The following is a 25013-nucleotide window of genomic DNA, read 5'->3' as shown; positions in this document are numbered from 1 at the left end:
ATCCGGCTTTCATGCCTTCCGGCGCCGCGCTCTACGGCAGCAGCGCACGCAGATGGGCGCTCATCCCGTTTGAAAGCCGCTGGAGTTCGAGGCCGATGAGGTCGCCGAAATGCATCTGGAAGTGCCGGTCGATGACGACAAGGCACAGAGCGACCACCACGGTCGGATAAAGCCAGTTGAATGCTATGTGAAGAGGGTGGGGCTTGACCCTCTTCTCACGCCGCACAAGAGTACCGTCATTGGCATCCGGCGTATTCATGAGCCAATTCCCGCAGGGAATGATCAATCGGCACATGATGGCAATAGCAAGATGAATTTATTCTTAAAGACAGGTCTTTCCCGTCTTCTGCTTTCAGTTCCGCGCTCGATTACTTGCGTTGCATGACGTTCGACCAGGGTTGACGCAAATGCCCGGAAATGGCGGGCCTTCGCGCCCGCAGGCCCGTTTTGCGGCCCGTTTCGCGGATTGCCTGCAGGAGCGTTGAAGGCGCGGCCGCGCCGGGCGGGTTTACCCACCAGAACCTTCAAACGAACCAGATGCCGTTGGCGGTCGCATCTGCGGTATGGAGGTGGTTCTCGTTGCTGTCGGAGAAGAAGGCGAGCAGATCGCCCCTGTTCGTCTGGTGCGTGTCGAGCTTGTTGACCCAATAATTGAAGCCGGATTGATCGTATTCCCGTCCGAGCGTGTGGAGATAGAGCAGTTCCACGAATTTCGAGTTGCTGACGGTGTCCGGCGTGCCGTAGGTGCGGACGAATTCCGGTGAATGGATGAAGCTGTCGGCGACCGCGTTCAGCGTCGTCGTTCCCGAGTCGAGCCGGCCGATCCAGTAGCTCAGCCCTTCGACATCCGGCACCCGGTCGAAGGCCGCCTGATAGAGGCGATAGGCCTGTCCGGCATTGCCGGCGATGTCGAAGGCGAGCGTGCCGTTCTGGAAATCCAGCCTTTCGATGCCGGATAGTGCCCAGGCGGAATGGGTGGAAGTCTGCTCGACCGTGCCGTTCCCGTCTGAGTCGACAATGATCTTATACTGGGAGCGCGTGCCCGTGAATTTGATGGTGTCGGTGCCCGCCCGGCCCACATAAGACGTGATGGACGTGTCCGCCGCGAAGACGTCGTTGCCGTCCGTTCCGTATTTTACCGAGCCCGAGCTGCCGCCGTCCGTGATGAACTTGTCGTTGTCGACGATGGCGTCCTTCAGCCAGTGGGCGTGGCCTGAAAGGCTGGCGGCGCCGGAGGCGGTGGAAACCACCCCGATCACATAGGGGCCGGATCCGTTGTCATACCAGATGGGGCCGCCGGAATTGCCCGGATTGATTTCCAGATTGGAGATGTGGATGGTCTGGTCGACATAGTCTTTCCAGACATAGCCGAAATCGTTGGTCATGAAGTCCTGGTAGACCCCAGGATGACCCGTGACGTTTGCGTATCCCGACGAGAAGGAGAAATCCATTCCCATCCAGCCGTAGATGTCCCCCACCGCCGAGGAGAGCGACAACAGCGCGACGTCCAGTTCGGAGCCGCCAAGGCTGTTGCCGGGCTTTCCGTCACCAAAGCTTATGAGGCCGTCGCCGTTCGGATCGAAATCGGCGTAATAGCTGACATATACGGATTTGTAGGGGACGTTCGTCTCGTTCGGATCGTATGACAAATATATGTTTATCTCGTCCGCCAGTCCGTAGTTCACGTCGTAGACGACATGCGACGCGGTCAGGACGTCGTTTCTTCCGACCAGGACGCCGGAGCCGGAAAACCAGTTCGATCCGAAGCGCGTTTCAATGTATGCGACGGTCAGAAATGGATATGCGTCGTCGTTGACGAATGTAGTCATGGCGTCCCCTCCATCTTGGCTTCAGGTTAATGCCGGCGAGCCCGCGACTTCAACGAGAATCCGCGTATAGGCGGCCCGCTTTTACAAGCCGGTCGCCGGACCCGCCCGGGCATCCTGCATTCCTGACATCCGGCATTCGCGCCCGGCGTTCACCCGACGCCGTTCGCGGGGCGCAGGCGTTGCCCGCGGAAAGACGAATTTTCTCGGGCGGTTTCGCCAGGCGGGCCGAGGATCTCCCAGGTGCCTCCGCTTCGTATCCGTGCGGCGGGCGATTCCGTTGAACGATTCAAAAACTGGGATTTTATCCACGGCAGCGTGAGACCGTTCCGGCATTTCGAAAGCGGTAAACTTATTGAGCGTGTTAATATCTATATGAAAATAAAGAGGTATTTTTGTCGTGTCGGCTATTTGTGGATTTGCAAACGGAAGCAGAATTTTCATGAAACGTTTTATTTACATGAACCCAGAGTGCCCATAATGTCGCGCCCGGCATGCGGCGGACCTGCGACCAGGAGGAGACGTCGCCGGTCCAAAATTGGTCAAAAGAAGTGAAGCCGCATGGCTGTTACTCGGGAAGGAGATTGGTAAATGGCATTGCATTTCGGCCGCCTCATGTGCGGCACTTTGTTGGCATCTTCCATATTGGGCGGCGCGGCCGGGGCCTGTGAACTCAAGATCGGCTCGCCGGCGGTCCTGTCGGGGCCGGCGGCCCAGTGGGGCCTGGCGCTGCGCGGCGCGCTCGAATTCGTCGCCAAGGAGACCATGGAAGAGCACCGTCTGGCCATCGACGGCGTCGACTGCAAGGTCTCGGTGGTGGCCATCGATTCCAAATACACCGCTGAAGGCGCGGCATCGGCGATGAACGCCCTGGCCGCCGACGGCATCAAGGTCATCGTGGGTGCGGTCGGGTCGCCGGAAGTGACCGGCATGAAGCCCGTCGCCAACCGCAACCGCATGGTTGCGATGGTCAACAGCTTCGCCAAGGATTCCATCGGGCCGAAATGGCCCAACGTGTTCCACATCGGGCCGGGACCGTCGGGCTGGGCCGGGCCGATCATCGATGCGGGGCTGGAGCGCTACAAGTTCTCGACCGTGGCGATCGTGGCGCCGAACGACCAGGGCGGCACCGACATCGCCAGCGTCAACGCTTCGATCTTCGCCGAGAAGGGCGTCACGGCGACGGAGGAATACTATCAGCGCGGCACCACCAACTTCGCGCCGATCGTCACCCGGCTGCTCGGCTCCAACCCGGGAGCGGTCGACCTGGCCTCCTCGCCGGCCGGCGATGCGGGCATCATCGTCAAGCAGTTGCGGCAGGCCGGCTTCGAAGGGCCGATCTTCCGTCTTGGCGGTCCGGGCTTCGAGGAGATCGCCCGCGTCGCCGGAGGCGTCGACGTGCTGAAGGACTTCCTCTGGTACGAGCCGGTCTACATGGACGACAACCTGCGCAAGCTCGAGGCAAAGCATGCCGAGCTTCTGGGTGGCCAGCGCCCCGAGAACGCGGACTATTTCCGCTGGGTCTTCGCGGCGCGCATGATGATCAAGGCCGTCGCGGCCGCCGGCACGGTGGACGACGCCGACAAGATCGCCGAGGCGATGCGCAAGCTGCCGGTCGAGGACGAGAACATCGGCAGTGGCCACTGGATCGGGCAGAAGTTCTTCGGCATCAACCAGGAGATGTCCTATCCGTTTGCCATCGGCATCGTCCAGGATGGCGAAATCCAGCCCTATTTGCGCGCGGATGCCGTCAGCGAAGGCTGACGCTTCGGAGGAAAGATGGAAGCCTTCATCGCAACGGGGCTGATCGGGATCAGCCTCGGGTCCCAATATACTTTGCTGGCGCTCGGGTTCACGCTGATCTTCGGCATTCTCGGCGTCGTGAACTTCGCCCATGGCGGCTTCTACGTAATGGGCGGCTATGTCGCCTATTACTGCACCGCCGTCCTGGGACTGCCCTACCCCGTTGCGGTGCTGGCGGCACTGATCGGCACGGCCGCTCTGGGCTGGCTGCTGGAAGCGCTCATCCTCGAGCGCGTGATCGACGATCACCAGGCGACATTGATGGCCACCATGGGATTCTATCTCGTGATGGCCACCACCGTGCTTCTGATCTTCGGCGCCGAGTCGCCGGAGTTCTCCTTTCCGGTCTCCGGGGTGTGGCGCGCCGGCGGCGTCTATTTCCCCTATGCGAACATGATCGTGCTGGCGGTCTGCCTCGCGGCGATCCTCTTCGTCTACTGGCTGGTCTACGGCACCAATGTCGGGCGCGCCATGCGCGCCATGGCCGAGGACCGCGCCGTGGCCAGCGCGCTCGGCATGCGCACGAAGGCGCTGTTTCCCTTCGCCTTCGCGCTTGCCACCGGCCTTGCCGGCATGACCGGGGCGCTGGTCACGCCGATCCTGGCGCTGGCGCCGCATATCGGCGATCCGGTCCTGGCCTTCTCGTTCCTGACCGTGATCCTCGGCGGGCTCGGCAGCGTCACCGGCGCCACCGTGGCGGCCTTCATCGTCGGGCTGGTGGAGGCCTATGCCGCCGTCTATCTCGGCGGCTCGAAGGGGGCGCTGACGCTCTTCGTGCTCGTCCTCGTCATCCTGGTCGTCCGCCCGCAGGGCATCCTCGGCAAGGAGGTGCGCCGGTCATGAGCCGCACTGTCGCCACCCTGCTCCCCGAAGAGCGGCGCCAGCCGCTCTTCGGAACCAGCGAATGGGCCACGCTCGGCCTTGTGCTGCTGGCGTTCGTCGTGCCCTTTTCGGTCTCCAACCCGCAGATCCTGTCGCAGACCAACCTAATCCTCATTGCCGGCACCGCCGCTCTGGGCGTCTACATCATGCTGCGCATGGACCTGATGAGCTTCGCCGTGCCCTCCTTCATGGCGATAGGGGGCTACACCGTCGCCATACTGGGCATCCGGCTCGGGGTCACCGACGCGATCGTCCTCGCGGTCGGCGCGTTCGTGGTGCCCGCCGTCCTTGCCATACCGCTCGGCGCGCTGATCCTGCGCCTGAAGGGCGTCTACTTCGTGCTCGTCACCTTCGTGCTGACCGAGATCGTGCAACTGCTGCTGTTCGAGGCGGCGCCGCTGACCGGCGGATCGAACGGGCTGGTCGGCATGCCGGCGGTCACCTTCTTCGGGTTCGAGCTGTGGGACAATTCCCACGTGCTGCTCACCACCTGCGGCCTTGCCTTCGCCGGCTTCTTCATCGCGGCCGCCTTCACCCGGCGCTTCCGCTATGAATTCGCGGCGATCGAGAAGAACGACGTCCTGGCCGAAAGCCTGGGGCTGGCCTGCTGGAAATACAAGGCCATGGCCTTCTCGGTCGCGGGCGGCATCTCGGGCCTTGCAGGTTTCGCGCTCGTCAACATGCTGATGACCGCGCACCCGACTTCCTTCGCGCCGATGTCGTCGGTGACCTACATCACCTACACCATCGTCGGCGGCAAGGGATCGATCCTCGGCACCCTGGTCGGAGCGATCCTGCTCGTCACGGCGACGGACTATTTCGCGCTGAGCGGCGAGCTTTCGCCGGGCCTCTTCGGCCTGCTGATCGTCGTCGTGACCCTTGTGGCGCGTGGCGGCATCGTCGGCCTTGCAGGCACGCTTCTGCGGCGGCTGCGGGGCGGTGCCAAGGCCGGGTCTTCCGCCCGGTCGGCCGAGACGGCGGAGGCCCGGTCATGAGCGCGGATGCGATGAAGCGCGCGGATGCGCTGCGTGCCGAGAGCATCTCGAAGGAATTCGGCGGGCTGAAGGTCTTCCACGACGTCAGCTTCGAACTGCCCGCCGGAGGCCTTCTGGGGGTGATCGGGCCGAACGGGGCCGGCAAGACCACGATGATCAACATCATCTCCGGTCGCCTGCCGCCGAGTTCGGGACGGGTGCTTCTGGGAGAGAGCCGCGTCGACGGCCGCTCGGTGTACGAGAACGCCGGCAACGGCCTCGTGCGCAGCTTCCAGCAGACCGCGACGTTCAGCGGCCACAGCGTCGAGGACAACATGATCTCCGCGCTGCGCTTCTCTGGCGGAAGCCGCGCGGTGCTGGAAAGGCTCGGTCCGCTGCTGGACCAGTTCGGCCTGCTGGAGAACTGGCGGCGCAATGCCGAAGTGCTGCCCTACGGCCTGCAGAAGATGCTCGGCCTCACCATGGCCCTGGCGACGCAGCCGCGCATGCTGCTTCTGGACGAGCCCGCCGCGGGGCTGGAGAAGTCGGAGCGCACCAATATCGACAGCTATGTCCGCTTTGCCCGGGAGGAGCTGGGCTGCGGGATCCTGCTCGTCGAGCACGACATGGATCTCATCAAGCGGCTTTGCCCGGAAGTGATCGTTCTCGACGGCGGCAAGCTCATCGCCGCCGGAGAGCCGGCCGACGTGCTCGGCCGCAAGGACGTGATCGACGCCTATCTGGGCGGCAGCGACGAGGAGGGCGACGATGCTCAGCATTCGTGACCTGCATGTGGCCTATGGCGGCACACGGGCCGTCGACGGCGTCGACCTCGATATCGCAAGCGGCCAGACGGTGCTGCTGATCGGCGCCAACGGCGCCGGCAAGTCCAGCCTCATCAACGCCGTCATCGGGCTGGTGCGCTCGGCGCGCGGGCAGATCACGTTCGACGGGCGCGACATCGGCGCGCTGTCGAGCGATGCGCGCGCCAGGCTCGGCATCGGCTATTCGCCCGAGGGCCGGCGGGTGTTTCCCACCATGTCGGTGAAGGACAATATCCTGGCCGGGGCGGTGCGGCTGGCTCCCCGCGAGCAGAACAGGCGCTGGGACGGCATGGTGGCGACCTTCCCGTTCCTCGCCGAACGGCAGTCGCAGCCGGCCGGCCAGTTGTCGGGCGGTCAGCAGCAACTGGTCGCGATCGCCCGGGCAATGAGCGGCGGCCCGAAGCTGCTGCTGCTGGACGAGCCCTTCCTCGGTCTCGCGCCGGTCTGGATCCAGCAGATCTCGGCGGCCGTACGGCAGATGCAGGACGAGGGCATCGCCGTGCTCATGACCGAACAGATGGCGCGCCCGGCGCTGAAGATCGCCCACTACGGCCATGTCATGCGCGGCGGCCAGATCCGCCGTTCGGGCACGACCGCAGAAATCAAGGGGGCGGCTCTGGCAGAGGAATATCTCTGAACCGAGCCGGCGGCACCCCAGCCGAAGGAGTAACAAGTTGACGAATTCCGCACCGCTTCGCGGTCTGACCATCCTCGAACTCGGCCATAGCGTGGCCGCGCCCTATGCGGGACTGATCCTTGCAGAGCTCGGCGCACGGGTGATCAAGGTCGAGAATCCTGCAACGGGAGACTATGCCAGGGGCTGGGGTCCGCCCTTCCACAAGGAGGACGCGACCGCGTTCCACGCGCTCAACCGGGGCAAGGAAAGCCTCACGCTGGATTTCGCCGACGCGGCCGACGCGGCAATCCTGAAGCGGTTGATCGGCGAAGCCGACGCCGTGATCCAGAACCTGCGGCCGGGCCTGCTGGCGAAGTTCGGCATCGACGCCGACGAGGTACGCCGCGAGCATCCCGCGCTGATCTGGTGCGACATCGGCGCTTTCGGCAAGACCGGCCCGCTGTCGCGCAAGCCGGGCTACGATCCGCTGGCGCAGGCCTCCTCCGGCATCATGTCGGTCACCGGCGAGGTCGACCGTCCGCCCGTGCGCGTCGGCGTGTCGCTGATCGACATGGGCTCGGGCATGTGGACCGTGATCGGCCTTCTGGCCGCCCTTTGCGAACGCCTGCGCAGCGGCAAGGGCGCCCAGGTCGCGACCTCGCTGTTCGAGACCGGCCTTGCCTGGATGACCATTCCGCTCGCCGCGCATGCGGTGTCCGGCGAAGTTCGCAAGCCGCACGGTTCGGGACTTGCCGAGATCGTGCCCTACCAGGCCTTCGAGGCCAGCGACGGCTGGGTGATGATCACGGCCGGCAACGATAAGCTTTTCACCAAGCTTTGCCAGGCGCTGCCGGGACTGAAGGAAGTGGGAGAGGACCCGCGCTTCGCGCTCAACCGCGACCGGGTGATCCTGCGCCACGAACTGGTGCCGAAGATCGAAGAGGCCGTGCGGCAACTGACCGTGGCCGAGGTCGGGACGCTGCTCGACGCGGTCCAGGTGCCGAACTGCCCGTTGCTGCGCATCGACGAGGTCTGGAACCATCCGCAAACCGAAGCCATCGGCATCCTGACCGAAGGCGACGGGCAGAAATGGGTCGGGCTGCCGTTCACCCTCGATGACGTGCGCCCGACCTCCGGCGGCGCCGCGCCGCGGCTCGGCGCTCACGACAACATGTTCAAGCAGGCTTCCCAATGAACCGCAGTTTCGAAACGCTCGCCCTGGAACGGATCGAGGATCATATCCTGCTGATCCGCCTCGACCGTCCGCAGGCGGCCAATGCCATGAACACCCGCATGGGCGAGGAACTGATGGAGCTCTTCGAGGGCTTCCAGCTCGACACCCGGGGCCTGCGCGCCCTCGTGCTCACCGGCACCGGGGAAAAGGCCTTCTGCGCCGGCGGCGATCTGAAGGAGCGCAACGGCATGACCGACGAGCAATGGCTGCGCCAGCACGCCATGTTCGAGCGCATGCTGCGCGCCGTCATCGCCTGCCCGCTGCCGCTGATCGGCGCCATCAACGGCGCGGCCTATGGCGGCGGCTGCGAGATCACCGCAGCCCTCGACTTCGCCTATGCCGCCGACAATGCGCGTTTTGCGCTGACCGAGGTGACGCTCGGCATCATGCCGGGCGCCGGCGGCACGCAGAACCTGGCCCGGGCGGTGGGCGAACGCCGCGCCAAGGAGATCATTCTCACCGGCCTGCCCTTCACCGCGCAGCAGGCCTGCGACTGGGGGCTGATCAACCGCGTGCTGCCGCAGGCGCAATTGCTGGAGGCGACGCTGGCCACCGCCCGGCGCGTCGCGGGCAATGCGCCGATCTCGGTGCGGCAGGCCAAGCAGTCGATCCATCGGGGCCTGCAGATGTCCCTGGCGGACGGGCTGGCCTTCGAGATCGAATGCTATAACCGCATGGTCTCCACCGAGGACCGTCACGAGGGCGTGCGCGCCTTCAACGAGAAGCGCAAGCCGGTTTTCCGGGGGGTCTGACATGGCAGAGCAAGTCATCCTGCGCGAGGTCGGCCCTCGCGACGGCATCCAGATGGCCAAGCGCTTCCTGGAGACGGAACGCAAGCTGGAATGGGCGCTCAGGCTCGAGGCAGCGGGCATCCGCGAGATCGAGCTGACTTCCTTCGTCCCGGCCAAGGTGGTGCCGCAGTTCGCCGATGCGGACGAGCTGGCCAAAAGCCTGCCGCAGCTTGGCGGCGTGGTGGTGTCGGCGCTGGTGCCCAACCTCAAGGGCGCGGAGCGCGCCCTGGCGGCGGGCTTCACCCACATCAACTACGTGCTTTCCATCTCGGAGGCGCACAGCCTGTCCAACGTGCGGCGCTCCACCGACGAGGCGATCGCCGAATTCGACCGCATCGCGGCGCTGAGGCAGACGGAAGCGGGCAGGGCCATGGTGCTGGGCGTGGGCCTTGCCACGGCCTTCGGCTGCACGCTTCAGGGCCATGTGGAGCCCGAGCGGGTCTGGCAGGTCGCGCGGCATGTCGCGGCCGGCGGCGCGGACGAACTGATCGTCGCCGATACGGTCGGCTACGGCAATCCCGTCCAGGTGAAGATGCTGCTGCCGCCGATCGTGGAGATCGCGGCCGGGCGCCGGGTGATCTGCCACTTCCACGACACCCGCGGGCTCGGCCTCGCCAATGTCGCGGCCGCGCTCGACGCCGGGGTGCGCGTCTTCGACAGCTCGCTCGCCGGCCTCGGCGGCTGCCCCTTCGCGCCGGGCGCCACGGGCAACATCAACACCGAGGATGCCGCCTACATGCTGGAAAGCATGGGCTTTTCCACCGGTGTGGACATTGCGGCGCTGCTGGAGCTGCGCCGCGACGTCGAAAGCTGGCTGGGCGACGAGCGCTACAGCGGCGCCATCGCCCGCGCCGGCCTGCCCAAGACCTTTGAAATTGCAAAGTGAGTGAAAGACCCCAACAAGATGAGCCAGGTTACCCTCGATCTCGGTGAAGACTATCCGGAACTGCGCGAATCGATCCGCAGGATCTGCGAGAAATATCCGCTGGAATACTGGGCGAAGCTGGAAGAGGAATCCGGCTACCCGTCCGAATTCGTGGCGGAGCTGACGGAAGGCGGGTTCCTGGCGGTGCTGGTTCCCGAAGAATATGGCGGCTCGGGCCTGCCCTTGCGGGCGGCGGCGGTCATCCTGGAGGAAATCAACGCCTGCGGCTGCCAGGCAAGCCCGGCGCATGCGCAGATGTACATCATGGGCACGCTGCTCCGGCACGGCAGCGAGGAGCAGAAGAAGACCTACCTGCCGCAGATCGCCGAGGGGTCGCTGCGCCTCCAGGCCTTCGGCGTCACCGAGCCGACCACCGGTTCGGACACCACCCAGCTCAAGACCCGCGCCGTGCGCGACGGCGACCACTATGTGATCACCGGCCAGAAGGTGTTCACCTCGCGCGCGCTCTATTCCGATCTGATGCTGCTTCTGGCGCGCACCACGCCGCTGGATCAGGTCTCGAAGAAGACCGAGGGCATCTCGGTCTTCCTGGTCGACCTGCGGGAAGCCCGCGGCAACGGACTCGACATCCGGCCGATCAAGGCGCTGATGAACCACAACACGACCGAGGTCTTCATCGAGAACCTGCGGGTTCCGGCCTCGGCGCTGGTGGGCGAGGAAGGCAAGGGCTTCCGCTACATTCTCGACGGGATGAACGCCGAGCGCATCCTGGTGGCTTCGGAATGCATTGGCGACGGGCGCTACATGGTCCGCCGCGCGGTGGAGTATGCGAACGAGCGCGTCGTGTTCAAGCGCCCGATCGGCGCGAACCAGGGCGTGCAGTTCCCCATCGCCCGCTCCCATGCGGAACTGGAAGCGGCCGACCTGATGGCGCGCAAGGCGGCGGCGCTGTTCGATGCGCACCAGCCCTGCGGCGGAGAGGCCAACATCGCCAAGCTTCTGGCGTCGGAGGCGACATGGAAGGCGGCCGACACCGCGCTCCAGACCTTCGGCGGGTTCGGCTACGCCAGCGAATACGGCATCGAGCGCAAATGGCGCGAGGCCCGGATCTACCAGACGGCGCCGATCTCGACCAACCTGATCCTCGCCTATGTCGCGCAACACATGCTGGGCCTGCCCCGCTCCTATTGAGGTCATGATGGACGGCATTACCGGAAAGGCAGCTCAATTCGTCGCGGGCTTCGACGCCGCCTCGGCGCCGCCCGAGGCGCTGCATGCGGCACGCATCGGGATCGTCGATTGCGTCGGCGTCATGCTGGCCGGTGCCCGGGAACCCGCGATCGAGCTGGTGGCGAGCATCGCCACGCCGGTTCCCGGCAGCAACGAGGCGCCGCGCGCGGTGAACGGCATCAGCTACGGCGCGCCGGATGCCGCGCTGGTCAACGGCGTCGCCGCCCATGTCCTCGATTTCGACGACGTGGCGCTGGCCGGGCATCCCAGCACGGTGCTGGTGCCGGCGATCCTGGCCGAAGGGCACGAGCTGCGTGCCTCCGGCCGGGACGCGATCGAGGCCTATCTGGTCGGCTACGAATTGTGGGCGCATCTGGCCGAGCTGGAGCCCGGCCATCTGCACGACCGGGGCTTTCATCCCACGGCGGTGATGGGCACGCTGGCAACCGCGGCGGCGGCGGCGCGCCTGCACCGGCTGTCGCCGGAGCAGGCCGCCCACGCGCTCGCCATCGCCGCTTCGCTCGCGGCGGGGCTGGTCGCCAATTTCGGGTCGATGACGAAGTCGCTGCATGCCGGGCGCACGGCGCAATCGGGGCTCCAGGCGGCGCGGCTCGCCAAGGCGGGATATACGGGCAGCCTCGACGTCGTCGAGCACCGCACCGGCTTTCTCAGGGCGTTCTCGCCCTCCGGCTCGCCCGAACTCGATCCGCAGGCGTTCCGCATCGGCGAGGAATGGATGTCGGCCCGCTTCGGCGTCAACATCAAACGCTATCCGACCTGCTATGCCACGCATCGCGCCATCGACGCCATGCTGGGCCTGGTCGAGGAGCACGATCTCGCCGCCGAGGACGTGGCCACCATCCATGTCCACACCGGCGTCACCCAGCGCCTGATGTTGCGCAATTCGCGCCCGCAGACCGGGCTTGCCGCCAAGTTCTCGATGGAATTCGCCATGGCGAGCGCGCTGCTCTCCCGCAGGGTTGGGCCCCGCGAGCTGACCGACGAGTACGTCTCGCGCCAGGACGTGCAGGCCATGCTCGGTCGCGTCGAGGTGACGGTGAACGAGGACAAGGCTGGGGCCGACCTGCCGGTCGCCCCCTTCGACCTGGTCTGGGTGACGCTGAAGGACGGCAACGTCCACCGCCACGCGCCGGTGGAACATGCCCGGGGAAGCTGGCAGCTTCAGCTTTCCCGCGAAGAGCTGGAGGCGAAATTCGCCGATTGCGCCTCGATGCTGCTGCCGCGGGAGCAGGTCAAACCCCTGTTCGAAAAGCTCTACCGGATCGAGGAAGTTGGCGACCTTCGTGAACTTGCTCTGCTATGACCGGACTGCCCCGCGCAATTGAAGGAAACGGGATCGGAACCCAAAGGACATGACCAGCCTGCCGCAAAAACAGATAGCCGGCGTCTATCACCGCCGTTTCGGCGAGTTCCTGGTGACAGCCCTGTCGGACGGCTATGTCGAAATGGGCTATCAGATCTTCCACGAGTTCTCGCGCGAGGACGTGGACCTGATGATGGCGCGCGACCACAGGATCTCGCCGCCGCGCATCTCGATCAACTGCTTCCTGCTGCGCGGCCCGGCCGGCACCGTTCTCATCGACTGCGGCTCTCAGGACAAGTTCGGCCCGACCACGGGCAAGCTGTTCGAGAACCTTGCCGCGGCGGGCGTCGATCCGGGGGAGGTCGATCACGTGCTGTTGACCCATTGCCATCCCGATCACTCCTGCGGGCTGACGGACGCGCGCACGGGCAAGCGGCTTTTCCCGAACGCGACGGTCATCGCCAACCGCAAGGAGATCGCGCACTGGTTCTGCGACGAGGCAATGGCGGCCGCCGACGAGCGCCGGCGCGAGCGCTATTTCGGGTGGGCGCGCGAGCAGGTCGGTCCCTATCGCGACGGGCATCTGCGGCTCGCGGAGGACGGCGAGGAGGTGCTGCCCGGCATCACCATGGTGGAATGCGCCGGGCACACGCCGGGCCACAGCACCTGGCTGATCCGCTCAGCCGGCAAGCAGATGATCGTGTGGGGCGATCTCGCGCATGTGCCCGAGATCCAGGTGGCGCGGCCCGAGGTTTCGATGAGCTTCGACTACGACCCCGGCATGGCGGCGAAGAACCGCACGGCGCTGCTGGCGCGGATTCTTTCCGAGGACATGCTGGTGGCCGGCATGCACATCCATTTTCCCGGCTTCGGCTGGCTCATGCGCGACGGCTCCGGTTATCGCGTCGCCACCGAACAGTGGAGTTTCGAGATTTGATGACGGTTTCCCGGTAGCGCACAGAACATGCCAAAGGTCCCGACCATACGTGATGTTGCCCGGCTCGCCGGGGTTTCGATCGGCACGGTCTCGCGCGTGGTCAACGACGCGGCGGACGTGAAGCCGCATATCCGCAAGGTGGTGGAAAGCGCCATCGAGGAACTGGGCTACGTGCCCAACGCCGCGGCCAAGTCGATGCGCATGGGCCGGACCCGCACGGTCGGGTGCATCCTGCGCGAGATCAACATCGCCCAGCTCGGCGGGTTCGTCTCGACGGCCCAGAACGTGCTCAACGAATCGGGCTATTCGCTGCTGATCTCGAATTCGGAAGGCCGCACGCAACGGGAGATCGAGCTGTTGCGGAGCTTTTCCAGCGGGCAGGTCGACGGCGTTCTGATGGGCCCCTACACGCCCATCGAAGGCGAGTTCGAGGAGATCCTGCGCGGGCTGCCGGTGCCCCTGGTGATGATCGACCGCGATCAGCCGGAATGGTGCGACGCGGTCTATGCCGACCACGAGGGCGGCGTCTTCAGCGCCACCGAGCATCTGCTCAATCTGGGCCACCGGCGCATCGCGCTGCTTACGGGCCCCACCCGGCTCCACCCCGGCGCGGCGCGCGTGCGCGGCTTCGAGCGCGCCCATGCCGTGCGCGGGCTGAAGCCGGTGCCGGAACTTTTGATGGCGGACAGCTTCCTGCGCGACCACGCCTACAGGGCGACGTCGCTTCTGCTCGGGCTGTCGCAGCCGCCGACCGCCATCATCGCCGGCGGCATCGACATGCTCTCGGGCGTGCTGCGCGCGATACGCACGCGCGGATTGTCGATCCCGCACGACATTTCGGTCGTGGCATCGGGCCAGAACGACTTGTGCGACCTGCACCAGCCGCCGATCGCCGTCATCGGCTGGGACCAGAACGAGGTTGGCGCCACGGCGGCCTCGCTGCTGCTCGACCACATCATCCACGGCAAGAGAGAGGAACCGCGCCGTGTCATCATTCCGACGACCTTCAACCCGCAGGCCTCGTGCATGCCGCCAAAGGGCGTGACGCTCGACCTGCCGGCCGGCTGACGGCCAACCACTTCGCATCCGCATGCCTGCCGCTCCTCGAGGGAGCGGACGAAGAACTATTGCCCGCACGAAGGGCGCGGCGCGCGTTAGCCGGACCGTGCCACGAAAGGAGAGACCGATGTCGCGAGACGTGAAACTGTTTTCGGAGTTCAGCCTGCGCAGCGTGAGGCTGAAGAACCGCGTCGTCATCTCGCCGATGGGCACCTACACGGCCGAGAACGGCCACCTCCAGCCTTTCCACCACACGCACTATGCCAGTTTCGCCATGGGCGGGGCAGGGCTGGTGATGGTGGAGCAGACCTCGATCACCCGGCGCGGCCGCGTCACGAACGGCGATCCCGGGCTCTGGGAAGACAGCCACATCGCCGGCATGCGGGCATTGGTCAGCCATATGAAGAGCTATGGCGCCAAGGCCGGAATCCAGCTCAACCACGGCGGGCGCAAGTCCAGCATGCAGCGCGCCTTCCGGGGCAACGGCCCGCTCACCGACGCCGACCTGGCGATGGGCGAGGAACGCTGGACGCCGCTGGCGCCGTCGGCGCTGCCGCTGGGCGAGGGCTGGCTCACGCCGGAGGCGGCCAGCGTCGAGCAGATCGAGGGCTTGCGCCGTGCCTGGGTGGCGGCGGCGCGGCGCGCGGTGCTGGCGGGGTTCGATCTCATCGAGATCCATATGGCGCACGGCTATCTGCTGCAGAACTTCCTCTCGCCGCTCGCCAACCATCGCGACGACGCCTATGGCGGCAGCCTCGAGAACCGCATGCGCTTTCCGCTCGAAGTGGTGCGCGCGGTGCGCGAGGTCCTGCCGCAGTCCATGCCGCTTCTCGCCCGCATCTCGGCGACCGACTGGATCGAGGGCGGCTGGACCATCGAGGACAGCCTGGTGCTCGCGCGCGCTCTCTCCGAGGCCGGCGTCGACCTGGTCGACTGCTCTTCGGGCGGAAACCTGCGCATCGGCGCCACCAATGCCAGCCTCGGCCGCGGCCCGGGCTATCAGGTGCCCTTCGCGGACCGCATCCGTGCCGAGACCGGCGTTCCCACGGCCGCGGTCGGCATGATCCGCACCCCGGAATTCGCCGAGCGCATCCTGCAGGAGGGCAGGGCCGACCTGATCTTCCTCGCCCGCCAGGCGCTGTTCGACCCGTTCTGGGCGCATCACGCCGCCGAAACGCTGGGCGTCAACCAGGGGTTTGCCGACTGGACGCCGCAATATGGCTGGTGGCTCGACAAGTGGTCGAGGGCATTGGCGGCCAATGGCGAGACCCCGCTTGGCGCGGAGGTCTTTCCCGAACCCGCCGCAGCCGCGCCTGCCAAGGCATCGGCCCGCGCCTGAACCGAAGGAAAAGAGGGGAGGATAAACGCCATGCAAATCCGGATCTGGCACCAGTCCGTCAACGAGCTGAGCCGCATCGAGGCCTACAAGCGCGGCATCGAAGCCCATGCCGGCGCCTTTCTGGGCAGCGAGGCAAGCGTGCATGTTCACGGCCTGCCGGAAGGCACTTACGGCGCCCTGAGCCCGAGCGATGCGCTGGGCAACGCCTACACCTATCACCGCGTGCTCTCGCCCCTCGTGGAAATGGCGGTGGAGGCGGAGCGCCAAGGCTACGATGCCTTCGTCATGGGCTCGTTCAGCGAGCCGTTCCTGCGCGAGATGCGCACCGCCGTCGACATCCCGGTGGTTTCGCTGACCGAGGCGGCATTGCTGACCGGCTGCTCGCTGGGCTCGCAGATCGGCCTGATCTCGAATGCGCCGAACGTGGCCTACATGACCCGGCTTTCGGTGGCCAAGCACCATCTCGAAGCCCGGGTGCTGGAGGTGACCTCGCTCACGCCGGGCATGGACGAATACGAACTGATCGCCGCGCGCGACAACCCTGCCGCTCTGATCGAGGCCTTCACCCGCACCGCACGCGACCTGATCGCCAGGGGCGCCGACGTCATCGTGCCCGCGGAAGGCGTCATGGCCGAAATCTTCGCACGCGAAGGGCTGAAGCGGATCGACGATGCGGCGGTGGTGGACGTCTTCGCCGCCGCGTGGAGCCACGCGCTGAGCCTGGTGCGGCTCAGCCACGCCGGAATCGGCACCAGCCGCGCCTGGCTCTACCGCCGGGGCTGACGCTGCCGGAACCATTGCCTTGGAAGGAGAAACAACGATGAAGCCTGCCAGCCAGGTCCTGGGCGACTATCTCGCCAGCTTTGCCACGATCCAGCTTGAACAGGACATCCGCCAGAAGGCGCTGATCTGCCTGCTCGACACGCTCGGCCTGTCGATTTCGGCAAGGACGGAGACGACCACCCGTGCCGCGCTGGCGCTGGCGCAGCGCCTGGAAACGGGCGGCGCGACGGCCTGGGCGTCCGGCGCGAGGCTGAGCGCCGGCGAGGCCGCATTCGCCAACGGCGTCGCCGCCCATGCGCATTTCCAGGACGACACCGACCATGATTCCTGGACCCATCCGGGATCGCTGGTGCCGCCGGCCGTCGTCGCGCTCGGCGAGCGGCAGGGCGCCAGCCTGGACGCGGTCCTGGCGGCGCTGGTCGCCGGCTACTCGGCGATCAACTGGCTCGGGCGCGAGGAGGTCGTGGCGCGCAGGCTGATCCAGCGCGGCTTCCGCACCAGCCCGACATTTGGCACCATCGCGGCCGCGGCCGGCAGTGCGGCCCTGCTCGGGCTCGATGCCGCCCAGGCAGCCTCGGCGGTCTCGATCGCCGCCAGCACGACCGGCGGGACGCTGGAGCCGGTGCGCGCGGGCAGCGACGAATGGCGGGTCCAGAACGGCCGCGCCGCGCAGGGCGGCCTCATCGCCGCCTGCCTGGCGGCGGAAGGCGTGACCGGCGCTCCGCAGGCGCTCGACGGGCCCAAGGGATTTCTCGCCACGCTCGCCGGGCTGGAGACCACGCCCGACGTGTGGGCGACGCCGCCCGACCCGGCGATCATGCGCACCATCATGGCCAAGCCCTACGCGACGCTCGGCGACAACATGCCGGCGGCCATGGCCGCGCAGAAGCTTCACGACGAGGGCGTTGACCCTGCCGCGATCGAGGCGATCGAGGTGACGCTGTGGGAGCCCTACACGCTCTATCCGGGCACCAACTACAAGGGTCCCTACGAGCGGCAGGTGCAGACGCAGGCAAGTACCGCGTTCGCCGTCGCGGCGATGCTCTCGCAAGGCGACATCACCTACGAGATGGGCAACAGCCTGCGCCGCGACCCGGTCATCCTCGACCTGGTGGGCAGGACCACGGTGGTGCCCGACGCGGTGGGCGGCGCGCTGGATTCGGGCGTGACGCTGCTGATGAAGGACGGCAGCCGCCGCGAGGCGCATTCCTCGCAGATGCCGCGCGAGATGCTGTTCCAGACCCCGGACAGGGCGCTCCAGGTATTCGAGGGACGCCTGTCGCGGCTGGGCGCGCCCGCCGGTGCGGCGCGCGACCTCGGCGAACGGCTTTTCGCCGGGCTGGGGAACACCAGCGGCCCGGCCATGGGCGACGTGCTGCGCGACATCCTCGCGCTGGCGCGATGAAGGCGCGGCCAGATCATGCAATCGGAACCTGACATGCCGAACGATCCGCTTCTCTTCCGGCCCTACACGCTGAGGGGGGTGACGCTGAAGAACCGCATCGTCGTCTCGCCCATGGGCACCTATTCGTCCGAGGACGGGCGGCTGACGCCTTTCCAGTTCGCCCACTACGAGCGCATGGCCATGGGCGGAGCCGGCCTGGTGCTCATGGAGCAGACCTTCGTCACCCGCGCCGGCCGCGTCAGCAACGGCGATCCCGGCCTGTGGGCCGACAGCCATATCGAACCGATGGCCCGCCTGGTCAGCGAGATGAAGCGCTACGGCGCCAGGACCGGCATCCAGATCAGCCATGGCGGGCGAAAGGGCGGCCAGCAGCGCGCCTATGAGGGCAACGGGCCGATCACCGAGCGCGACCTGGCGGCCGGCAACGAGCGGCTCTATCCGATGGGCGCTTCGGCGCTGCCGCTGTCGGAAGGATGGCTGACGCCGATCGAGATGAACGAGGCGCAGATCGAAGGCATCGTCGAGGCCTTCGTGGCCGGTGCGCGGCGCGCGCTGCTTGCCGGCTTCGACCTGCTGGAACTGCATCTGGCGCACGGTTACCTGCTGCAGAGCTTCCTTTCGCCGCTGGCCAACAAGCGCACGGACCGCTGGGGCGGATCGCTCGAGAACCGGATGCGCCTGCCGCTGACCGTGGTCGGGCGGCTGCGCGAGATCATGCCGGAGTCCATGCCGCTCCTGGCGCGGCTTTCGGTGACGGACTGGATCGAGGGCGGCTGGACCGAGGACGACAGCGTCATCCTTGCCGGGCGGCTGAAGCAGGCGGGCATGGATCTGATCGACTGCTCGTCGGGGGGCAATATGCGCGCCGGCGCCACGAACTCGAACCTGGCGCGCGGGCCGGGCTACCAGGTCGCCTTGTCCGACCGGCTGCGGCGCGAAGCCGGCATCGCGACCGCCGCCGTGGGCATGATCCGAACGCCCCAATACGCCGAGGAAATCCTGCAGGCGGGCAAGGCGGACCTCGTCTGCATCGGCCGCCAGATGCTGTTCAACCCGTTCTGGGCCCATCACGCCGCCTGGCAGATGGGCGTGGAGCGCGATTTCCGGTCCTGGCCCGAACCTTATGGCTGGTGGCTGGACAAATGGGTGCGGGCACTGGCTGCCAATGGCGAGGACCCCCTCGGGCCCGAGCGTTTTCCCGAACCTGCCTGAACCCGGAGGAGCCCGGCATGAACTGGGGCGAGGATATTGCCGCCACCCGGTCCCGATACGGCGACCGCGTCGGCATCGTGGATGCGGAAGGCAGCCACAGCGTTGCGCAGGTGATCGACCGCGCGGCGGGCATTGCCGATCATCTTCGCGGCCTGGGGCTGGGGCCGGGCGACTTCGTGGCCACCGCCTTCCACAATTCGGCGCTGGCGGCTGCGGCAAGCTATGGCGTGGCGCTCGCCGGCGCGGCGGAAGTGCCGGTCAACCCGGTGCTGAGCCAGGCCGAGCTTGCCCATGCGCTGCAATGCACCGGGGCGCGGCTCATGCTCGTGGACGGCGATGCGGAACCGCTGCCGGAGCTTTCCGTGCCTTTGGTCGACGCGCGCCTGATCGCAGCCCGGACGATGACCGCCGCGGACTGGCCCGACGTCGAACCCGATGCGCCGAGCCGCATCGTCTTCACCAGCGGGACGACTGGTTTCGCCAAGGGGGCGATCCACAGCCATCGCGGCCGGTGGACCGGCACGCTGCTCTTGCGGGCGTCGCTGCCGCTTCTGCCCGACCGCAGTAACCGCATCCTGCTGATGACGCCCTTCTCGCATGGCAGCTCGCTGCTGACCTTCGCCTATCTGGCGCATGGCGCCGCAGTGCACCTGACGAAGGGCGTCGATCCGGCAATCGTGCTGCCGCTGCTGGCCTCGGGCGAGGTGACGGAGATGTTCGCGCCGCCGACGGTGCTCTCCAAGCTGACGGAAGCGTCCGCCGATCCGGCATTCAAGGACCTGACGCCGCGATTGCGGATGATCCTGACCGGCACCGCGCCGCTCACGCCGACGCTCTATCGCAATGCCGTGGCCCGCTTCGGCGAGATCATCCGCGTCACCTACGGCAAGAGCGAGATCTTCAACCCCATCACCTCGCTGGAGCCGGCCGAAACCGCCACGGCCTATGCCGAACCGGCAGGAGAGGGGCTGTGCGTGGGCTGGCCGGCGGCCGGGGTGCGGGTCGAGATCCGCGACGATGACGGCAGGGCTCTGCCGCGCGGCGAAACCGGTCAGATACATCTCCACAGCCCGCATCTGTTTTGCGGCTACATGATGCGCGACGGGGTCAGGATGCTGGCGCCGGGCGAGTTCCACGACACCGGCGACATCGGGCGCATCGACGAGGCCGGACGGCTGCATCTGGTTTCGCGCCAGTCCGACATGATGAAGAGCGGCGGCTACAAGATCGCGCCGGACGAAGTGGAACGCCTGCTGGCACCGGCGCTTGCGGGCACGGAGCTGGTGGTGCTGGGCTATCCGTCCGAATATTGGGGCGAGATCGTCACCGTGGTCGCCGAGAACCCGCCGGCGGGCTGGCAGGAGCGCCTTGCGCCGGCGCTGGCCGAAATGACCTCGTACAAGCGGCCGCGGCTGTTCGCCGCCATCGACAGCCTGCCGCGCAACGCCATCGGCAAGATCGCCCGCGCCGGCCTGCGCCGTTGGCTGGCCGAACGCTACGAGCTTGTCGAGAAGCCGCGCCCCGCCTTCGTGGCGAAGGCGGCCGGGGTGCAGGAAGGCGAGCCATGACAGGGTTCGAGCAGATTCCCGGCATTTATCATCGCATGCTGGGCGATGTTCTGGTGACCGCGCTTTGCGACGGCTACATGGCCTATGACAGCCTCGACATCATACGCTATCCCGATCACGCCAGGCTGGAGGCCTTTCTTGCCGAGGAAACCCGGGTTTCGCCACCGGTCGTGTCGATCAACGCGTTCCTCTTGCAGGATGGTGCCCGCAAGATCCTCTTGGACTGCGGCTCGGGCGACATCATGGGGCCGACCTGCGGGCGGCTGCCGGGCCTGCTGGCGCGTCTCGGCATCCGGCCGGACGAGATCACGGACGTGCTGCTGACCCATGTCCATCCCGACCATTCCAACGGCCTCACCGACCCGGCGAGCGGGAACAAGCTCTTCCCGGCCGCCAGCGTCCATGTGCATCGGGCCGAGATCGCCCACTGGTTCGACGACGGGCAGAGGGAAAAGGCCACGGAGCGCCAGAAGCGGGTCTATTTCGACGCCGGGCGGATCCAGCTCAGGCCCTATCTCGCGGACGCGGTCAAGATGTTCGACCGCGAATGCGAGGTGTTGCCGGGAGTGGTCGCGCTGCCCTCGCCGGGCCACACCCCCGGTCATAGCTGCTACATGGTGCGTTCGGGCGGCGAGGCGATGATCGTGTGGGGCGACACCGTCCATGTCCCCGAGGTTCAGCTCGCCGACCCCGATGTCGGCATGATCTTCGACACCGACAGCGCGGCCGGCGCCGTCTCGCGCCGCAGGATATTGCAGCGCTGCGTGGACGAGGACCTGCTGGTTGCGGGCATGCATATCCATTTTCCGGGCTTTGCCCGTATCCGCCCCGGCCACAGCGGGGCTTTCCGTTTCGTCCAGGAGCAATGGTTCCATGCCGTGAACCACGGCCATCGCCCCGAAGTCTGGTCGCCGTCCAAGAAGGATTGAGGAAACCTGTCATGTCGATGATGAAGATCTGCCATGCCCCCGAGCCCGGGGGACCGGAAGCCCTGCGTTTCCTGAGCGTCGAGCGCCCCCGGCCCGGACCGGACGAGGTGCTGATCCGCGTCGGCGCGGTCGGCGTGAACCGGCTCGATGCGATGCAGCGCGCCGGTGTCTACCCGGTGCCGGCGGGCGCCAACCCGGTGCTGGGCGTGGAATGCGGCGGCGAAGTGATCGAGGTGGGCGCCGAGGTGCGCGACATCGCGCCCGGCACGCGCGTGGCGGCGCTGCTTTCCGGCGGGGGATATGCCGAATATGCCGTGGCCCACTGGCGCCATGTCGTCGCCGTGCCGACGGACTGGGACGATGTCCGTGCCGCCAGCGTGATCGAGACCTTCTGCACCGCGCATGAGACGCTGTTCGAACTGTCGCGGCTCGCGCCCGGCGAACGCGTGCTGATCCAGGCGGGGGCGAGCGCGGTGGGCAGCACGGCCATCCGCATGGCCCAGCATGTCGGCGCCGAGATCGTCACCACCACCGGACGCGAGGAAAAGGCACGGCGCCTGCGCGAGTGGGGCGTGCCGCATGTGCTGAACTATCGCGAGGTGGATTTCGCCGAAGCCGTGCGCGAGATCTTTCCCGACGGCATCGACGTGATCGAGGATTTCGTCGGCCCAGCCTATCTGGCGCGCCACATCTCGCTGTTGCGCTGGCGCGGACGGCTGGCCTTCGTGGGCCTGCTGAGCTCGGGCCCTGCCGAGATCGACGTCGCCTCGGTGCTGACAAAGATGGTGCAGTTGCGCGGCTTCACGCTTCGCCCGCATTCGAGCGACGAGAAGGCGCAGGTGGTGGAACGTTTCCGTCGCCGCTGGCTGCCGGTGCTCGCCAGCGGCGAGATCGAGCCTGCCATGCATGGCGTGCTGCCTTTCGACGAGGCCGTCGAGGCCCACCGCATTCTCGAGGCGGCGGACAATTTCGGCAAGATCGTGCTGCGGCTCTGATCGTCCGCTGCGCCGCTCCGTCGATTGATGGCCGCCCCCGCCGGCACTTCATCCTCCCCAACGCCGTCGGGCGCCTGCCCGCATTTCCATTCCCGAAAGGCCTTTGCCCCATGTTGATGTCCCAGATCGCCGGTGCCGGAAGCACCACACTCGTCCTGGTCCGCGAGGAGGGCCGCCCCGCGTGCGAACTGCGCGGGGCTTCCAGCCTCTACGATGTCGCGCTGGCGGCGGCTCGCTCGGGCAGGCCGCTTGCCGATCTGGTCGCGGATCAGGGCTTTGGGGCCGAGCACGACCCCGAGGCGCTGGCGCGCGAGGGGCGCTATCTCGCGCCGATCACCCATCCCGACCCTGCCCATCTGCATCTGACCGGCACCGGGCTGACGCATCTGGGCTCGGCGGCGACCCGCGACGGAATGCACGCCAAGGCGATGGCGGCGGAAACCGATCTGACCGATTCCATGAAGATGTTCCGCATGGGACTGGAAGGCGGCAAGCCGGCGCGCGGCGGGATCGGGGTGCAGCCGGAATGGTTCTACAAGGGCAACGGCCACATGCTCGCCGCCCCCGGCCAGCCGCTCGTGTCGCCCGCCTTCGCGCTGGACCACGGCGAGGAACCGGAGATGGCCGGGATCTACGTGATCGGCGACGGCGGCCGCCCGTTCCGCCTCGGCTTTGCCGTGGCCAATGAATTCTCGGACCATGTGACGGAGCGCGGCAACTATCTGTGGCTTGCCCACTCCAAGCTGCGGCCGGCCTCGGTCGGGCCGGAGATCCGCATCGGGGCGCCGCCCGCCGACATCCGCGGCGCCAGCCGCATCCTGCGCAACGGCGCCGTGGTGTGGGAGAAGCCCTTCCTGTCGGGCGAGGACAACATGTCCCACAGCTTCGCCAATCTCGAGCACCACCATTTCAAGTACCGGCTCTTCCGCCAGCCCGGCGACGTGCATGTGCACATGTTCGGAACCGCGACGCTCTCCTTCGCCGACGGCGTCCGCGCCGAACCGGGCGACGTGTTCGAGATCGAGGCCGAAGGCTTCGGCATGCCGCTGCGCAATGCGATCGCCGTCGAGGCGGCGGAAGATGTCGGCGACATCGCCGTGCGCGACCTGTAGGAGGCCGCGTGGCGGTCGCCGGTCCCCGCTTCACCTGACAGTGATGGAAGAAGCGGAGCGCGATGCTGTTTACCAGGCGTGGCGGGGCGCATGGAGGTGACCCATGTCCGGACGCATCGCAACCGCAATCGTGCTCCTGATCCTGGCGGGAATTTCCGGCTGCAACACGACCAGCAACGGCACGCAACGTCCCCCGGCCCAGACCACCAATGGCGGCAATGCCGGCAGTTCAGGCGGCATGGGCGGCGGCGGCGGCGGTGGTTACTGAGCCTATGCCGTCAGCCGGCCGCCAAACGAGAAACAGAACGATGCCGTGTGGCCATGAAAGGCTCTAAAAGGCCGAGCAGACCTGCTCGCGGTCGGTCACCACGGTTCCGTCTTCCCGGGTGGTGACTTTCTCCACCACCTTGCATTTCTGCTCGGGCTTCCGCTCGGACCTCTCCTGCATCCTGCGGAAATCCTCGTCGCGCTTTCGCTGCCATTCCCTGTTATCGGCGGCCTGACGATCGGCTTCCGCAGACCGCGAAGCGGCGGAATTGGCCATGCACATTGCCATCGCCTGCGAGCCGGGCTCGAACCCGAGCTGCTCGCAGCGCTGCTTGTCGTTTGCCATGTCGATGGAGCGCTGCTCTTCCGAACTCACGCAGGCAGTGAGCGAAATGGCCATGCCGACCGCAAGAATACGTGCTGTGTTCCAATCTACGCGAACGCTCAACGCCACTACGCCCCTCCTGCCCAATTCGTGGCGGTAAGCTCTCTTTTCTCCGAATGTCCGTCAAGCGTGCGGAGCGCCTATCCAAGCGTTTTGCTGCAGGCGTCCGCCGGCCTTTGTCCGCGCGTCCAGCCAAATTGACAGGGCCTGACCCTAGCCCTTTTCGCGATCCAGGCTCCAGGCTCCGGGGCCTGCGAAAACGAGGTACAGGAACACGAAGCAGAACAGAATGGCCGCATCGCCCCCGTTGAGCACGGGGAAGAAGCCGCGCGGCGCATGGGCCGTCCAATAGGCAACGGCCATCTCGCCGGACAGGAGGAAGGCGACGATGCGCGTCTTGAAGCCAAGGACCAGCAGGGCGCCGCCCACCGCTTCGAGTATCCCCGCCAGGCCCATGATGGAAAACAGGCTGGCGGCATGGCCGCCGCCATCCGGGAAGCCGAGCAGCTTTTGCGTGCCGTGCTCCAGAAAAAGCAGCGCGGATACGACACGGAGAACCGTCAGCGCCAGGGGTCTATATCGATCCAGCATCGCGGTCGTCCAATTCAGAGGTTCCCGGCGAAATCTAAGGG

At 66.7% G+C, this 25013-nt stretch carries 26 protein-coding genes; 21 read left to right on the top strand and 5 right to left on the bottom strand.

The window, feature by feature from the left end; genetic code table 11:
• Positions 1 to 31: 31 nt before the first annotated feature.
• The 3 genes from ACTDI4_RS20405 to ACTDI4_RS20395 form a co-directional block, all read right to left on the bottom strand.
• The gene (locus ACTDI4_RS20405; protein ID WP_442842892.1) at positions 32 to 259 is read right to left on the bottom strand and encodes a hypothetical protein; all 228 of its coding nucleotides are present in this window, start codon (positions 257 to 259) and stop codon (positions 32 to 34) included.
• A gap of 265 nt (positions 260 to 524) precedes the next feature.
• Positions 525 to 1829, bottom strand: a complete 1305-nt coding sequence (locus ACTDI4_RS20400; RefSeq protein WP_442842891.1) for a DUF4214 domain-containing protein — start codon at positions 1827 to 1829, stop codon at positions 525 to 527.
• Between the two features lie 81 nt (positions 1830 to 1910).
• The gene (locus tag ACTDI4_RS20395; RefSeq protein WP_442842890.1) at positions 1911 to 2270 is read right to left on the bottom strand and encodes a hypothetical protein; all 360 of its coding nucleotides are present in this window, start codon (positions 2268 to 2270) and stop codon (positions 1911 to 1913) included.
• A gap of 147 nt (positions 2271 to 2417) precedes the next feature.
• Here ACTDI4_RS20395 and ACTDI4_RS20390 point away from each other — a divergent pair, with 147 nt between their 5' ends.
• The 21 genes from ACTDI4_RS20390 to ACTDI4_RS20290 all read left to right on the top strand — a co-directional run bounded on the left by ACTDI4_RS20390 (position 2418) and on the right by ACTDI4_RS20290 (position 23997).
• Positions 2418 to 3590, top strand: a complete 1173-nt coding sequence (locus ACTDI4_RS20390; protein WP_442842889.1) for an ABC transporter substrate-binding protein — start codon at positions 2418 to 2420, stop codon at positions 3588 to 3590.
• Positions 3591 to 3605: 15 nt separating this feature from the next.
• Complete coding sequence (locus tag ACTDI4_RS20385) at positions 3606 to 4472, top strand: branched-chain amino acid ABC transporter permease (protein WP_442842888.1); 867 nt, start codon at positions 3606 to 3608, stop codon at positions 4470 to 4472.
• Positions 4469 to 5506: a branched-chain amino acid ABC transporter permease gene (locus ACTDI4_RS20380; RefSeq protein ID WP_442842887.1), complete on the top strand. Its 1038-nt coding sequence runs from the start codon at positions 4469 to 4471 to the stop codon at positions 5504 to 5506. Before ACTDI4_RS20385 ends, ACTDI4_RS20380 begins: the two co-directional genes overlap by 4 nt.
• Positions 5503 to 6270: an ABC transporter ATP-binding protein gene (locus ACTDI4_RS20375; protein WP_442842886.1), complete on the top strand. Its 768-nt coding sequence runs from the start codon at positions 5503 to 5505 to the stop codon at positions 6268 to 6270. The genes ACTDI4_RS20380 and ACTDI4_RS20375 overlap by 4 nt, the downstream gene beginning before the upstream one ends.
• The gene (locus ACTDI4_RS20370) at positions 6254 to 6946 is read left to right on the top strand and encodes an ABC transporter ATP-binding protein (RefSeq protein WP_442842885.1); all 693 of its coding nucleotides are present in this window, start codon (positions 6254 to 6256) and stop codon (positions 6944 to 6946) included. The genes ACTDI4_RS20375 and ACTDI4_RS20370 overlap by 17 nt, the downstream gene beginning before the upstream one ends.
• A gap of 37 nt (positions 6947 to 6983) precedes the next feature.
• On the top strand, positions 6984 to 8120 hold the full coding sequence (locus ACTDI4_RS20365) for a CaiB/BaiF CoA transferase family protein (RefSeq protein ID WP_442842884.1): 1137 nt from the start codon (positions 6984 to 6986) through the stop codon (positions 8118 to 8120).
• Entirely contained in the window at positions 8117 to 8911 is a 795-nt protein-coding gene (locus ACTDI4_RS20360; protein WP_442842883.1) for an enoyl-CoA hydratase/isomerase family protein, read from the top strand. Before ACTDI4_RS20365 ends, ACTDI4_RS20360 begins: the two co-directional genes overlap by 4 nt.
• A 1-nt stretch (position 8912) precedes the next feature.
• A complete protein-coding gene (locus ACTDI4_RS20355) occupies positions 8913 to 9836 on the top strand; it encodes a hydroxymethylglutaryl-CoA lyase (protein ID WP_442842882.1) in 924 nt (307 codons plus the stop codon).
• An 18-nt stretch (positions 9837 to 9854) separates the two neighbouring features.
• The gene (locus tag ACTDI4_RS20350) at positions 9855 to 11027 is read left to right on the top strand and encodes an acyl-CoA dehydrogenase family protein (protein ID WP_442842881.1); all 1173 of its coding nucleotides are present in this window, start codon (positions 9855 to 9857) and stop codon (positions 11025 to 11027) included.
• Between the two features lie 7 nt (positions 11028 to 11034).
• On the top strand, positions 11035 to 12390 hold the full coding sequence (locus ACTDI4_RS20345) for an MmgE/PrpD family protein (protein WP_442842880.1): 1356 nt from the start codon (positions 11035 to 11037) through the stop codon (positions 12388 to 12390).
• Positions 12391 to 12439: 49 nt separating this feature from the next.
• Positions 12440 to 13327: an MBL fold metallo-hydrolase gene (locus ACTDI4_RS20340; RefSeq protein WP_442842879.1), complete on the top strand. Its 888-nt coding sequence runs from the start codon at positions 12440 to 12442 to the stop codon at positions 13325 to 13327.
• 27 nt (positions 13328 to 13354) lie between these two features.
• Complete coding sequence (locus tag ACTDI4_RS20335; RefSeq protein WP_442842878.1) at positions 13355 to 14395, top strand: LacI family DNA-binding transcriptional regulator; 1041 nt, start codon at positions 13355 to 13357, stop codon at positions 14393 to 14395.
• 118 nt (positions 14396 to 14513) lie between these two features.
• Positions 14514 to 15725 carry an NADH:flavin oxidoreductase/NADH oxidase gene (locus tag ACTDI4_RS20330; protein WP_442842877.1) on the top strand — a complete coding sequence of 404 codons (1212 nt, stop codon included), beginning with the start codon at positions 14514 to 14516 and terminating at the stop codon, positions 15723 to 15725.
• Between the two features lie 30 nt (positions 15726 to 15755).
• Positions 15756 to 16508, top strand: a complete 753-nt coding sequence (locus ACTDI4_RS20325; protein WP_442842876.1) for an aspartate/glutamate racemase family protein — start codon at positions 15756 to 15758, stop codon at positions 16506 to 16508.
• Positions 16509 to 16545: 37 nt separating this feature from the next.
• Positions 16546 to 17913 carry an MmgE/PrpD family protein gene (locus ACTDI4_RS20320; RefSeq protein WP_442842875.1) on the top strand — a complete coding sequence of 456 codons (1368 nt, stop codon included), beginning with the start codon at positions 16546 to 16548 and terminating at the stop codon, positions 17911 to 17913.
• Between the two features lie 33 nt (positions 17914 to 17946).
• A complete protein-coding gene (locus ACTDI4_RS20315) occupies positions 17947 to 19125 on the top strand; it encodes an NADH:flavin oxidoreductase/NADH oxidase (RefSeq protein WP_442842874.1) in 1179 nt (392 codons plus the stop codon).
• Between the two features lie 17 nt (positions 19126 to 19142).
• Positions 19143 to 20693 (top strand): class I adenylate-forming enzyme family protein, encoded by a 1551-nt coding sequence (locus ACTDI4_RS20310; RefSeq protein ID WP_442842873.1) that lies wholly within the window; start codon positions 19143 to 19145, stop codon positions 20691 to 20693.
• Positions 20690 to 21622, top strand: coding sequence for an MBL fold metallo-hydrolase (locus tag ACTDI4_RS20305; protein WP_442842872.1), 933 nt, complete (start codon positions 20690 to 20692; stop codon positions 21620 to 21622). The genes ACTDI4_RS20310 and ACTDI4_RS20305 overlap by 4 nt, the downstream gene beginning before the upstream one ends.
• Positions 21623 to 21633: 11 nt before the next feature.
• Complete coding sequence (locus ACTDI4_RS20300; RefSeq protein ID WP_442842871.1) at positions 21634 to 22617, top strand: NAD(P)H-quinone oxidoreductase; 984 nt, start codon at positions 21634 to 21636, stop codon at positions 22615 to 22617.
• 110 nt (positions 22618 to 22727) lie between these two features.
• The gene (araD1, locus tag ACTDI4_RS20295; protein ID WP_442842870.1) at positions 22728 to 23729 is read left to right on the top strand and encodes an AraD1 family protein; all 1002 of its coding nucleotides are present in this window, start codon (positions 22728 to 22730) and stop codon (positions 23727 to 23729) included.
• A 103-nt stretch (positions 23730 to 23832) separates the two neighbouring features.
• Entirely contained in the window at positions 23833 to 23997 is a 165-nt protein-coding gene (locus ACTDI4_RS20290; RefSeq protein ID WP_442842869.1) for a hypothetical protein, read from the top strand.
• A 63-nt stretch (positions 23998 to 24060) separates the two neighbouring features.
• Here the strand turns inward: ACTDI4_RS20290 and ACTDI4_RS20285 are convergent, their stop codons facing one another.
• On the bottom strand, positions 24061 to 24396 hold the full coding sequence (locus tag ACTDI4_RS20285; protein WP_442842868.1) for a hypothetical protein: 336 nt from the start codon (positions 24394 to 24396) through the stop codon (positions 24061 to 24063).
• 198 nt (positions 24397 to 24594) lie between these two features.
• Positions 24595 to 24972: a DoxX family protein gene (locus ACTDI4_RS20280; protein ID WP_442842867.1), complete on the bottom strand. Its 378-nt coding sequence runs from the start codon at positions 24970 to 24972 to the stop codon at positions 24595 to 24597.
• Between the last annotated feature and the right edge of the window lie 41 nt (positions 24973 to 25013).

The organism is Mesorhizobium sp. PUT5 (assembly GCF_052216645.1).
Classification (GTDB): domain Bacteria; phylum Pseudomonadota; class Alphaproteobacteria; order Rhizobiales; family Rhizobiaceae; genus Mesorhizobium.
This window is presented reverse-complemented; position numbering and strand designations above follow the sequence as displayed.

Bases quoted from the DNA above. Each gene is read 5' to 3' on its own strand.
- ACTDI4_RS20320 (WP_442842875.1), top strand. From the start codon at position 16,546: ATGAAGCCTGCCAGCCAGGTCCTGGGCGACTATCTCGCCAGCTTTGCC.
- ACTDI4_RS20305 (WP_442842872.1), top strand. From the start codon at position 20,690: ATGACAGGGTTCGAGCAGATTCCCGGCATTTATCATCGCATGCTGGGC.
- ACTDI4_RS20280 (WP_442842867.1), bottom strand. From the start codon at position 24,972: ATGCTGGATCGATATAGACCCCTGGCGCTGACGGTTCTCCGTGTCGTA.
- ACTDI4_RS20405 (WP_442842892.1), bottom strand. From the start codon at position 259: ATGAATACGCCGGATGCCAATGACGGTACTCTTGTGCGGCGTGAGAAG.
- ACTDI4_RS20345 (WP_442842880.1), top strand. From the start codon at position 11,035: ATGGACGGCATTACCGGAAAGGCAGCTCAATTCGTCGCGGGCTTCGAC.
- ACTDI4_RS20285 (WP_442842868.1), bottom strand. From the start codon at position 24,396: ATGGCCATTTCGCTCACTGCCTGCGTGAGTTCGGAAGAGCAGCGCTCC.
- ACTDI4_RS20315 (WP_442842874.1), top strand. From the start codon at position 17,947: ATGCCGAACGATCCGCTTCTCTTCCGGCCCTACACGCTGAGGGGGGTG.
- ACTDI4_RS20400 (WP_442842891.1), bottom strand. From the start codon at position 1,829: ATGACTACATTCGTCAACGACGACGCATATCCATTTCTGACCGTCGCA.
- ACTDI4_RS20375 (WP_442842886.1), top strand. From the start codon at position 5,503: ATGAGCGCGGATGCGATGAAGCGCGCGGATGCGCTGCGTGCCGAGAGC.
- ACTDI4_RS20385 (WP_442842888.1), top strand. From the start codon at position 3,606: ATGGAAGCCTTCATCGCAACGGGGCTGATCGGGATCAGCCTCGGGTCC.
- ACTDI4_RS20325 (WP_442842876.1), top strand. From the start codon at position 15,756: ATGCAAATCCGGATCTGGCACCAGTCCGTCAACGAGCTGAGCCGCATC.
- ACTDI4_RS20330 (WP_442842877.1), top strand. From the start codon at position 14,514: ATGTCGCGAGACGTGAAACTGTTTTCGGAGTTCAGCCTGCGCAGCGTG.
- ACTDI4_RS20355 (WP_442842882.1), top strand. From the start codon at position 8,913: ATGGCAGAGCAAGTCATCCTGCGCGAGGTCGGCCCTCGCGACGGCATC.
- ACTDI4_RS20390 (WP_442842889.1), top strand. From the start codon at position 2,418: ATGGCATTGCATTTCGGCCGCCTCATGTGCGGCACTTTGTTGGCATCT.
- ACTDI4_RS20360 (WP_442842883.1), top strand. From the start codon at position 8,117: ATGAACCGCAGTTTCGAAACGCTCGCCCTGGAACGGATCGAGGATCAT.
- ACTDI4_RS20290 (WP_442842869.1), top strand. From the start codon at position 23,833: ATGTCCGGACGCATCGCAACCGCAATCGTGCTCCTGATCCTGGCGGGA.
- araD1 (WP_442842870.1), top strand. From the start codon at position 22,728: ATGTTGATGTCCCAGATCGCCGGTGCCGGAAGCACCACACTCGTCCTG.
- ACTDI4_RS20310 (WP_442842873.1), top strand. From the start codon at position 19,143: ATGAACTGGGGCGAGGATATTGCCGCCACCCGGTCCCGATACGGCGAC.
- ACTDI4_RS20395 (WP_442842890.1), bottom strand. From the start codon at position 2,270: ATGAAAATTCTGCTTCCGTTTGCAAATCCACAAATAGCCGACACGACA.
- ACTDI4_RS20350 (WP_442842881.1), top strand. From the start codon at position 9,855: ATGAGCCAGGTTACCCTCGATCTCGGTGAAGACTATCCGGAACTGCGC.
- ACTDI4_RS20335 (WP_442842878.1), top strand. From the start codon at position 13,355: ATGCCAAAGGTCCCGACCATACGTGATGTTGCCCGGCTCGCCGGGGTT.
- ACTDI4_RS20300 (WP_442842871.1), top strand. From the start codon at position 21,634: ATGTCGATGATGAAGATCTGCCATGCCCCCGAGCCCGGGGGACCGGAA.
- ACTDI4_RS20380 (WP_442842887.1), top strand. From the start codon at position 4,469: ATGAGCCGCACTGTCGCCACCCTGCTCCCCGAAGAGCGGCGCCAGCCG.
- ACTDI4_RS20340 (WP_442842879.1), top strand. From the start codon at position 12,440: ATGACCAGCCTGCCGCAAAAACAGATAGCCGGCGTCTATCACCGCCGT.
- ACTDI4_RS20370 (WP_442842885.1), top strand. From the start codon at position 6,254: ATGCTCAGCATTCGTGACCTGCATGTGGCCTATGGCGGCACACGGGCC.